Origin of the sequence: Thermus sp. LT1-2-5, assembly GCF_040363165.1 — a bacterium.
In the GTDB taxonomy this organism is placed as follows: domain Bacteria; phylum Deinococcota; class Deinococci; order Deinococcales; family Thermaceae; genus Thermus.
Map to the genome: position 1 here is coordinate 23,359 of NZ_BSRG01000020.1, position 8,949 is coordinate 32,307.

Sequence of the window (8,949 nt, forward strand, 5' to 3'; positions counted from 1 at the left end):
GTCATGCGCTTGGCCGGAGTTTCTCTAGCCCTCCTCTCCGTCGCCTTGGCAGGAGCGCCCTTGGGCAAGGGCTTGGTGGTGGCGGACGCGGGCAACCATCGCTTGGTGGAACTCTCCCCGGAAGGCCAGCTGGTCCGGACCGTTCCCCTGCCTCCTCCCTTTCGCTACACCGACGACGTCTTCTTCGCTCCCGGGGGCAAGGTGGCCTACATCACGGATCCCGAGGTGGACGCCGTGGGGGCAGTGACTACTCCCCGTTCTGAAGAACGGGGCTTCTCGGTTCAGGTTGCGGCAGAAAAACCGCATCCATCCCCGAAGGCCCAGCCCAGGCCTTAGCCAGGATGTTCCGCGCGGCGGCCACATCCCGGTGCAGGAGAGTCCCACAAGCGGGGCAAGTGAACTCCCTGACCCACAAGGGTCTCTTCTCCCTGTGGCCGCACACCGGACAATCCTGGCTTGTGTGTTTGGGGTCTACCCCGATGACCCGCCTACCAGCTTCTTCCGCTTTGTAGGCGAGGATTTGGAGAAACTGGGCCCATCCCGCATCCAAGACTCCCTTGGCAAGAGGGGAGCGGGACAAGCCTTGGATGTTCAGGTCCTCGTGAACGATGGTCCCGTAGCGGTTGACCAGGCTCCTCGCTACTGTGTGGTGAAAATTGAGCCGTTGCCTGGCTATCTTCCTGTGGAGTTTAGCTAGCTCTTCTCTGATCTTCCGGTATCGGTAACTACCTCGCTTCTTGCGGGATAGTTCCCTCTGCTTCCTGGCTATTCTCTCTTGCGTCCTTTGGTAGTGCCTGGGAGCTTCTACCTTCTCCCCCTCGGAAGTGACCAGGAAGTGGGGGTTAGTGCCTAAGTCTATCCCTACAGCTTCTTCTGAGGGTGGAAGAGGCTTAGGCTCCACCTCGCAGAGGAAAATGATGTACCACGCATCACCTTCCCTTTTTATCGTTGCCGTCTTTATCCTTCCCTCCAGGGGACGGTGCATCTTGACCTTCACCGAGCCGATGCCGTGAAGAAGCACCCGCTTCCCGCCCTCCTGGAGCTTGACCCCGGTGGCGTAGGCCTGGGGGAAGGTGAAGGAGTCGTACCTGCTCTTTCCCTTGAAGCGGGGGTAGCCCGCCTTCCCGTTTTTGGCTTTGAGCCGTCGGAAGAAGCCTTGGAAGGCCCTCTCTACCCTTTGGAGGACATCCTGGAGGACTTGGGAGTGGACGCGCTTGTACTCCGGCAAGTTGGCTCGTATCTCCGGAAGCCACCGAGTTTGCTCGTAGAAACCCACCGTCTTGCCCGCCTTGCGATACGCGTCCCTCCTCTCTTGCAAGGCGGCGTTGTAGAGGTGGCGGCAGAGGTCTAGGGTGCGCTCCAGGTCCTTGGCCTGTGGCTTGGTGGGGTAGAGGCGGTACTTGAAGGCTTTGCGCATCCCCGTCCTCCACGTAGGATAGCGCGCTTTTCGCTTATCCCGCTACACGCTCCTTCGGAGCGTGTGGGGGTCCATGGATCCCCGGTTTGAAAACCGGGGCATTATGGCCCCCACACCTCCTTTTCTGTAACGTACCCCGGGGGCCACCTCCTTTGGCTCTACGGCACCCCTGGGCGCGCTGGGGCCGGCCTGGGGCAGCTGGATAACCCTGACGACCTGGTCCCGCTGCCCTCGGGCCTCCTGGCGGTGGCGGACATCCGCAACTGCCGCGTGCTCCTGCTAACCCCCCAGGGAAAACTCTTCAGGGTTCTCGGCCACACCCGGGTTTGCCGCAACCAGGAGGGCTACTTCAATAAGCCCAACGGGGCCTTTCCCTTGGGCCAAGACCGTCTGGTGGTCACGGAGATCGTGGGCCACGACCTGGCCATCGTGGACCTGCAAGGCCACCGCCTAAAAACCCTCTCCCTTCCCCTGCATTACCCCTCGGACGCCAACCTCACCCCCTGGGGCACCTTGCTCGTGGTGGACTGGTGGTCCCCCGGGGCGGTGCTGGAGCTAGACCTCCAGGGCCGCATCCTCTGGCGGTACGCCCCCCGGGGAAAGGACCGCCTGGACCACCCTTCCGTGGCCGTGGGTCTGGCCAACGGCCTTGTGGTGCTGACCGACGACCACCGCCATCGAGTGCTGGGGATAGACCGGAAGACGGGCCGGGTGGTCTACCAGTACGGCAAGACGGACCGCCCCGGCTCCGCCCTTGGGGAGCTCCGTTTCCCAGACGGGCTAGACCTTTTGCGGTAGCCTAGTAAAGCCATGTGGTCTGCGCTCTTGCTCCTTGCCCCCCTACCCTGGGCGGATACCCCACCTCCCCCCAAGCCTTGGCCCCCTCAGAGCTTGCCCACCCTGCAAATCTCCCTTCCCGGCTTGGTGCGGGCTGTTTATTTGGGCAACGGGCACCTCGAGGCGGCGCACGTGGTGCTGGCGGTGGAGGGCAAGGGCACGAGCCCTGAAACCCTCTTGCGCCTGGCGCAACGGGCGGCGGAGGAGGCTTGGCGCGCCCGCCCGTCCCTGGCGGAGGTGGACCTCTCCCTCTACGCCGCCCCCTACCGGGCCGAAGACCTTCCCCTCCTCACCGCCAGCGTTCCCCAGGGCCGGGCCAGGGAGTTTTTCGCCCTCCGGGAAGCGCGGGGCTACGAGCGCCTTTGGGTTAATCCGGGCAAGACTGGGCTCTTTCCGCCTGAGCCTGTCCTGGAGGAAAAACCCCACCCCGAGGGCCCCGAGGCCTTCCGCGCCAAGGAGCGGGCCACACAGCTCCTGCAAAGCCGCACCGGCCCCAGGGCAGGGGTGGTCTACCACGGGGACCCGGGACGGCCCTTCGCCGCCCTGACCTTTGATGACGCGCCCCATCCCCTCTTCACCCCCTTGCTCCTGGACCTCTTGGAGCGCCTCGGGCTCAAGGCCACCTTCTTCGTCATCGGCCGCAACGCCGAGGCTTACCCCTACTTCGTGCGGGACCTGGTGGCGGCCGGCCACGAGCTGGGCAACCACACCTACCACCACGTGCGCCTGCCCAAACGGTCCCCCGAAGAGATCCGGCAGGAGCTCCTCCGCTGCAACGAGGTGCTTAGGGCCATCACGGGCGCCGCCCCTCGCTACTTCCGCCCCCCTGGCGGCCGCTACAGCCCTGAGGTGCTCCGCATCGCCCGGGAACTCGGGCTCGTGACGGTCTTTTGGACGGACGACCCCGGGGACTACGCCGGTCTGGCCCCTGGGGTTTTAGAGCGCCGCCTGGAGGCGCATCTGCGCCCCGGGGGGATCGTCCTCCTCCACGACAACGTGGCGGGAACCCTCGAGGTTCTCCCCCTTTTCGCCCGCAAGGCCAGGGAGCGGGGCCTGGTCCTGGGCCCCGTGGGCGCCTTGCCCTTAGCCCGAAGATAATGCGGGACACCCGTCTGGACGCCTTCCGGGGACTCACGGTCCTGCTTATGCTGACCGTCAACAACCTGCCCCCGGGGGCCCCGGGGTGGCTTGGGCACGGGCCCTTCGGCCAGAGCTACTACCTGGCCGATCTGGTTTTTCCCTGGTACCTGCTGGCCATGGGAGCGGCCATTCCGTATAGCCACGAAGGGGCCAAGCGACGGGGATTGCCCCCTTTGGCCTACGAGCTTAGGCTCCTGCGGCGGATCGCCCTCCTCTTTCTCTTGGGCCTAGGGCTCACCAGCCTCCAGGTCAGGCGCCCCGTCTTCGCCCTGGACGTCCTGCAGCTGCTGGCGCTGGCCTACTGGGTGGCCGCTTGGCTGTATGACCTGCCCCCCTTGCGCCGCGCCCTTTTGGCCCTCACCTTGCTCGGCGCCTACGGGGCGGCCATCCTCCTCCTGCCCATACCTGGGGTTGGCGCCGGGGTGTTTCGCCCGGAGGAGAACCTGATCCTCCACCTCAACCGCACCTACCTGGCCCCCTTGGGCCTCAGGGGACTCCTCTCCGCCATCCCCACGGGGGCCTTCGTGCTCTTGGCTACCGGGGTGGGCGAGGCCTTGCGGGCGAGGCGGTCCCTCTGGCCCTGGGGGCTTCTGGGCCTTGCGGGAGGGCTATCCCTCCTCCCCTTCCTTCCCCCGGACAAAACCTACTGGACGCCCACGTACCTCCTCCTCGCCCTCTTTGCCGGGGTGGTGGCCTTGGGACTCCTCGAGGGCCTCGCCCCCCTTCGCCGCCTCCTCCGCCCCCTCGGGACCAATCCCCTTCTCGCCTATGCGCTCCCGGTGGCCCTAAAGCTCACGGTGCTCTCGGGCTTCCTGGCCACTGCACAGGCCCATTTGCTCCTGCGGTTTGGACCCTTGGGGGGATACCTCTACACCGCAGGGTATGTGCTGGGATGGGCCCTGGTACTCTGGGTTTTGGACCGGAAGGGGGTTTACCTCCGGCTTTGAGGCTAGCCGGAAGAAGGATTGGGGTGACGGACGCCATTCCGATAGCCCTCCTTGGGGAAGCCCCTTGGCCTGCGGTCCGTACGCTAGCGGCGTTCCTATTAGGGCCAGGGGATGGGGCATCGCGGATGGCGGAAGGCCGCATTTAGCTTAATGAAACTAGCTCTCACTTGTATTAAGGCGCACCCTCGCCGTACCCTAAACGGCATGAAGCCCCCCAACGCACCGGAACACGAGCACCGCTTGGTCCTGCAAGTCGTCCAGCCCGGGCTTTTGGGCCTTATGGACGGCTCGGTGTCCACCCTGGCCCCCCTGTTTGCCGCCGCCGGCCTCACGGGCAACCCCCACAGCGCCTTCCTGGTGGGCATGGCCGCCGCCTTGGGCGCTGCGTTGTCCATGGGCTTTGCCGAGGCCCTCTCCGACGATGGCAAACTTTCCGGCCGCGGCCACCCCGTGTTGCGCGGGGGTGTCACGGCCTTGGGCACCTTCCTGGGGGGAACCTTCCACACCCTGCCCTTTCTCATCCCCCGCTTGGGGGTGGCCCTGGCCCTGGCCTCCACGGTGGTGGTGCTGGAACTCCTCACCATTGCCTGGATTCGGTACCGCTACATGCGTAGCCCCCTGGGGGCCACCGTGGTCCAGGTCCTGGTGGGCGGCGGCCTCGTCTTCCTCCTAGGGTTAACCTTGGGGCGCTTGGGAGGAGGCTAGCCCTTGGAGGTAGTCCCGCACCGCATCCAGCTCTTCCCGGGGCAGGTACAGGGTCCCGTGTAAGCCGCTAGGGTCCACGCTGGCGGGGACGAAGCGGACCGCCGGAAAAGCCTCCTCCAAAGCCCGCCACGCCTTTTCGCTGGGCAAACTCGCCTGCAAGGGCAAACGGTTATCCCACAGGATGGGAGCGCTGAACAAGACGGCGTTGGGCACCCAAACCGTCCCTGAAGGCCCCTCGAGGCGTAGATGGCTCAGGGTGACCTCCTGGACCCTGCCCCTGTAGTACACCCCGCCCAGGTTGAAGCCGATGGCATTTCCCACGCGCACGGCGCCGGAGAAGAGGAGGAGAAAAGCGTAAAGGAGGCTGGCCAACGCCGTTTGGGAGGCCAAGCCTACCAGGGCACCCACCACCGCGCCTCCGGCCAGAAGCGCCGCCGGGTGGTAGCCCGCCAGGGAAAGCCCCACCGCCGCCACCGCCAGGTATCCCAGAACCTCTAGGAGGAGAACCCCAGGATAAAGGGCCTGTTGGCCCAAGCGTTGCAAGACCCCCCGGCCCACCTGGGCCATCAGCCGGACGAAGATCGCCCCAAGAAGGGTACCCACGAGGGCCAGATAGGGCCGGAGACGGCTCTGCCCCAAATCCTCCAGAAGGGACGCCAAGCCCAGGAGCAAGAGGCCGAGAAGCCATGGCAACCACCGGAGCATGGCCTCATTATGAGGGGCATGGAAGCCCACCTTCGGGAAGCCCTGGGCGACCCCTTAACCCTGGCCTTCACCCTTCTTCGGGTAGCGGTGGTCTACCTGATGCTGCTAGTTTTCCTGCGTCTAAGCGGCAAAAAGGTACTGGGCCAGATGACCCCCTTGGACCTCCTGACCCTGCTTCTCCTGTCCAACGTGGTGCAAAACGCCATGATCGGGCCCGACAACAGCTTGGTGGGGGGGCTTTTAGGGGCGGGGCTTCTCCTCGCCCTGGACCGGGCCCTCTCCCACAGCCGCCTCCGCCGCTCCCTCATGGGCGAGCCCGTCCTCCTGGTCCACGAGGGCAGGCCGGTGTGGGAGCACCTTCGCCGAGAGGGGGTGGAGCTGGAAGAGCTCATGGCCGCCCTGCGGGAGCACGGGGTGGTCCGCCTCGAGGACGTCCTAGAGGCGGTTTTGGAGGTGGACGGAACCATCAGCGTGGTGCCCAAGGACCACCTGGAGCCCAAACGGGTGCGGAAGGTGCGCTCCAGCCGCAACCGCTAGGGATTTGCCGACGTCTGAGGCCGGGAAAAAAGCTCGTTCTTGCGGACAAAGGCCTCCATAAAGCGGCCCAGGATCTCCATCTGGCTCCGGTGCGCCCTTAAGGCTTCCAGCTTCCGCTCCTCCTCCTGCGGACTGAGGTCCAAGCGCCACCAGGGGAGGTGGCGCCCGCGGGGCGGGGGCTCCAGGTAAAGGGCCGGGTGGAGGCCTTTGGGCAGGGGCCACTCCAGCCCGCCGTGCACGATGTAAAAGCGGAGCCGATCCAGGACGCCCTTCTCCCCCATGAGGCGGAGGGCCATGTAGGCGGTGGCCCGATGGTCCACATGGGCATCCTCCGGGGCAGGCGCCAGGACCAGGTCCGGCTTCACCTGGGCCAGCACCCGCTTCAGGTCCTCCTCCCACGCCTCCCCGGTGTAGGGGGCCTCCGGGCTAAAGGTGCCGGGATAGGCCACGCGGTCCAAACGGGTGGCCGGGGAGCGGTAGGGTGTGTAGAAGTTTTCCAGAAACATGTGGAGGAGCCCCCGGTCGGGGTAGCCCAAAAAGTAAAGGTGGCTCTCCGGAACGCCCAGAACCCGGGCCGCCGCCTTGGCCTCCTCCATGCGCCGAAGAGCCAGGCGGCGAAGGTCCTCGGGGCCGGGCCGCAGCCTCCGGTCCAGGAGGGCCGCATCCCACTGGAACCCATCCCCCAAGGTCATCCAGGCGATGAACACCTCTCCCCCGGCCGCCAAAACCCGCTGCATGAGGCCCCCCGCCGCCAGGCTCTCGTCGTCGGGATGGGGTGCGAGAACCAGCAAGCGGACCTTGAGCGGGTCGGCGTAAGGGGGTAGACGCCCCACCTTCCCCCGGTAGTACCACGCATAAGCCTGCTGGAAAAGCCAAGGCGCATTGATAAGGAGGATCGCTAGCCCCGCAAGGACCAGAATCCAGGCCAACACCCTACGCCTCACACTCCCTCCCTCGGGCCCAGGCAGACCCGGAACCGCGCCCCACCCCAGGGGCTTTCCCCCACCTGGACATAACCGCCGTGCGCTTCGGCCACGCGGCGGACCAGGGTGAGGCCAAGCCCACTCCCGCCCCCTTGGTCCAGGCGTACAAAGGGACGGAAGACCTCCTCCCGGCGCTCTGGGGGGATGCCAGGGCCGTCATCCTCCACCACAATACAGGGTCCAGGTTGGAGCCGGATGGCCATGCGGGTATAGGCGTGGCGCAGGGCGTTCTCCGCAAGGTTGCGCACCAGGGCTTTGAGCAAGGCCCCATCCCCCCGGTAGGGTACCGCCTGGGGCAAGTCCAGCTCCACCCTCTTGGAAAGGGGCAAACCCTCTATAGCCTCCAAGACAACCTCGGTTAGGTCCACCGCTTCCCGCGCGGCGGGGGCCTCCGCCCGGACCAAGAAAAGAAGCCTCTCCGCCAGGGCCTTGAGGTGGAGGGCGGCCTCGAGGGCCTTCTCCAGGGGCCTCCGCTGCGGGGTGGGCATCTCTAGCGCCTGCTCCAGCCGCCCGACCAGGACGGCAAGAGGGGTGCGTAGCTCGTGGGCAGCGTAGCGGACAAACTGCCGCTCCCCCTCCAACACCCGCTCTAGGGCGGCCAAGAGGAGGTTTTGCGCCCGGGCCAGCCGTCCCACCTCGTCCCAGCTCCTGGGCTCGGGAAGGCGGGCCTTGGGGTCCGGCGTCTCGGCCAGCTCCAAGGCGCGGCGCGCCATCCGATTTAGGGGTGCGAGGGCCTGCCCGGCCAGGGCATACCCCAAGAGGAAGGACAGGCCCAGGGCGGTGAGGAAGGCCAGAAGGAGCACCGTGTCCGTGCGGGCCAGGGCCATCTCCATGGCTTCCAGGGAGCGGGCGGCCACCAGGACCCCCCCGTCCACCGCCATGGCGCAGTACCGCACCTCCCCCATGGTGGAGCACCCCACCGCCACCTGGGGAGGAGGGGGAAGGGCGGGCCCCCGGCGGTCCACCAGCCCCCCGCCTCGGTAGAGGAAAAGCCCCAGATCCGGAGGCAAGGCCTCCCCTTCGCCCTCGAGGCGGAGTAGGCCGTTCTCCTCATCGACCAGGGTGCGGGCCACCTCCAGGGCCCCCCGCAGGGTAACGTCCACGGCGCTATAAAGGCTACTCCTTATGGACACGTGGAGGAAAAGACCGAGCCCCCCCAAGACGAGACTCAGCAAAAGGACGTAGCTTAAGGTTAGCCTCAGGCGCAGGCTCATCCTTGGAAGCGGTATCCCCGTCCCCGCTCGGTGACGATGGCGTCCTCGGCCAGCTTGCGGCGCAAGCGGTACACATAGACGTCCACCGCCTTGGGGTCCACCCCCTCCTCCCCAGCCCAGACCTTCTCCAGAAGCACCTCCCGGGGATAATAGCCGCCAGCGTTGAGGGCCAGAAAGGCCAGCAAGGCGTATTCCTTCCCCGAGAGGCGCACTTCCCGGCCCTCCCAGTGACGACTCCTCGGACTGAAGTCCGAGGCTTCTCGGTTCAGGTCACGGTTGAAACCGCATCCATCCCCGAAGGCCCCGTCCAGGCCTTAGCCAGGATGTTTCGCGCGGCAGCCACATCCCGGTGCAGGGGAGTCCCACAAGCGGGGCAGGTGTACTCCCTGACCCACAAGGGTCGCTTCTCCCTGTGGCCGCATTTGGGACAATCCTGGCTCGTGTGTTTGGGGTCTACCCCGATA

The 8,949-nt window shown here is 66.2% G+C and carries 12 protein-coding genes; 6 read left to right on the forward strand and 6 right to left on the reverse strand.

The features are described 5' to 3' along the window. Positions 1 to 3 precede the first annotated feature (3 nt). Positions 4 to 336 (forward strand): hypothetical protein, encoded by a 333-nt coding sequence (locus ABXG85_RS11990; protein WP_353513863.1) that lies wholly within the window; start codon positions 4 to 6, stop codon positions 334 to 336. Here the strand turns inward: ABXG85_RS11990 and ABXG85_RS11995 are convergent. Further along, a complete protein-coding gene (locus tag ABXG85_RS11995; RefSeq protein ID WP_353513864.1) occupies positions 248 to 1,417 on the reverse strand; it encodes an RNA-guided endonuclease InsQ/TnpB family protein in 1,170 nt (389 codons plus the stop codon). The two genes, ABXG85_RS11990 and ABXG85_RS11995, sit on opposite strands and share 89 nt — an antisense overlap. Before the next feature lie 270 nt (positions 1,418 to 1,687). Between ABXG85_RS11995 and ABXG85_RS12000 the strand changes: the two genes are divergently transcribed. The 4 genes from ABXG85_RS12000 to ABXG85_RS12015 all read left to right on the forward strand — a co-directional run bounded on the left by ABXG85_RS12000 (position 1,688) and on the right by ABXG85_RS12015 (position 5,046). Further along, positions 1,688 to 2,215: an NHL repeat-containing protein gene (locus ABXG85_RS12000; RefSeq protein ID WP_353513865.1), complete on the forward strand. Its 528-nt coding sequence runs from the start codon at positions 1,688 to 1,690 to the stop codon at positions 2,213 to 2,215. Between the two features lie 93 nt (positions 2,216 to 2,308). Next, entirely contained in the window at positions 2,309 to 3,352 is a 1,044-nt protein-coding gene (locus tag ABXG85_RS12005; protein ID WP_353513866.1) for a polysaccharide deacetylase family protein, read from the forward strand. After that, entirely contained in the window at positions 3,352 to 4,341 is a 990-nt protein-coding gene (locus ABXG85_RS12010; protein WP_353513867.1) for a heparan-alpha-glucosaminide N-acetyltransferase domain-containing protein, read from the forward strand. Before ABXG85_RS12005 ends, ABXG85_RS12010 begins: the two co-directional genes overlap by 1 nt. Before the next feature lie 204 nt (positions 4,342 to 4,545). Further along, complete coding sequence (locus ABXG85_RS12015) at positions 4,546 to 5,046, forward strand: VIT1/CCC1 transporter family protein (RefSeq protein ID WP_353513868.1); 501 nt, start codon at positions 4,546 to 4,548, stop codon at positions 5,044 to 5,046. Here the strand turns inward: ABXG85_RS12015 and ABXG85_RS12020 are convergent. Continuing rightward, complete coding sequence (locus tag ABXG85_RS12020) at positions 5,017 to 5,751, reverse strand: hypothetical protein (RefSeq protein ID WP_353513869.1); 735 nt, start codon at positions 5,749 to 5,751, stop codon at positions 5,017 to 5,019. The two genes, ABXG85_RS12015 and ABXG85_RS12020, sit on opposite strands and share 30 nt — an antisense overlap. An 18-nt stretch (positions 5,752 to 5,769) precedes the next feature. On the opposite strand from ABXG85_RS12020, the gene ABXG85_RS12025 reads away from it, so the two are divergent. Next, positions 5,770 to 6,288 (forward strand): DUF421 domain-containing protein, encoded by a 519-nt coding sequence (locus tag ABXG85_RS12025; protein ID WP_353513870.1) that lies wholly within the window; start codon positions 5,770 to 5,772, stop codon positions 6,286 to 6,288. On the opposite strand, the gene ABXG85_RS12030 is transcribed toward ABXG85_RS12025, so the two are convergent. The 4 genes from ABXG85_RS12030 to ABXG85_RS12045 all read right to left on the reverse strand — a co-directional run. Then, positions 6,285 to 7,232 (reverse strand): PIG-L deacetylase family protein, encoded by a 948-nt coding sequence (locus ABXG85_RS12030; protein ID WP_353513871.1) that lies wholly within the window; start codon positions 7,230 to 7,232, stop codon positions 6,285 to 6,287. The two genes, ABXG85_RS12025 and ABXG85_RS12030, sit on opposite strands and share 4 nt — an antisense overlap. Further along, positions 7,229 to 8,485 carry a sensor histidine kinase gene (locus ABXG85_RS12035; RefSeq protein WP_353513872.1) on the reverse strand — a complete coding sequence of 419 codons (1,257 nt, stop codon included), beginning with the start codon at positions 8,483 to 8,485 and terminating at the stop codon, positions 7,229 to 7,231. Before ABXG85_RS12035 ends, ABXG85_RS12030 begins: the two co-directional genes overlap by 4 nt. Further along, the gene (locus ABXG85_RS12040; RefSeq protein WP_353513873.1) at positions 8,482 to 8,697 is read right to left on the reverse strand and encodes a winged helix-turn-helix domain-containing protein; all 216 of its coding nucleotides are present in this window, start codon (positions 8,695 to 8,697) and stop codon (positions 8,482 to 8,484) included. The genes ABXG85_RS12035 and ABXG85_RS12040 overlap by 4 nt, the downstream gene beginning before the upstream one ends. A 53-nt stretch (positions 8,698 to 8,750) precedes the next feature. After that, positions 8,751 to 8,949, reverse strand: a 199-nt coding sequence (locus ABXG85_RS12045) for a zinc ribbon domain-containing protein (RefSeq protein WP_353513874.1), incomplete at its 5' end; no start/stop codon positions are given.

Excerpts from the sequence above, each read along its gene's own strand:
- ABXG85_RS12035 (WP_353513872.1), bottom strand. The coding sequence starts at position 8,485 with ATGAGCCTGCGCCTGAGGCTAACCTTAAGCTACGTCCTTTTGCTGAGT.
- ABXG85_RS12020 (WP_353513869.1), bottom strand. The coding sequence starts at position 5,751 with ATGCTCCGGTGGTTGCCATGGCTTCTCGGCCTCTTGCTCCTGGGCTTG.
- ABXG85_RS11995 (WP_353513864.1), bottom strand. The coding sequence starts at position 1,417 with ATGCGCAAAGCCTTCAAGTACCGCCTCTACCCCACCAAGCCACAGGCC.
- ABXG85_RS11990 (WP_353513863.1), top strand. The coding sequence starts at position 4 with ATGCGCTTGGCCGGAGTTTCTCTAGCCCTCCTCTCCGTCGCCTTGGCA.
- ABXG85_RS12015 (WP_353513868.1), top strand. The coding sequence starts at position 4,546 with ATGAAGCCCCCCAACGCACCGGAACACGAGCACCGCTTGGTCCTGCAA.
- ABXG85_RS12010 (WP_353513867.1), top strand. The coding sequence starts at position 3,352 with ATGCGGGACACCCGTCTGGACGCCTTCCGGGGACTCACGGTCCTGCTT.
- ABXG85_RS12025 (WP_353513870.1), top strand. The coding sequence starts at position 5,770 with ATGGAAGCCCACCTTCGGGAAGCCCTGGGCGACCCCTTAACCCTGGCC.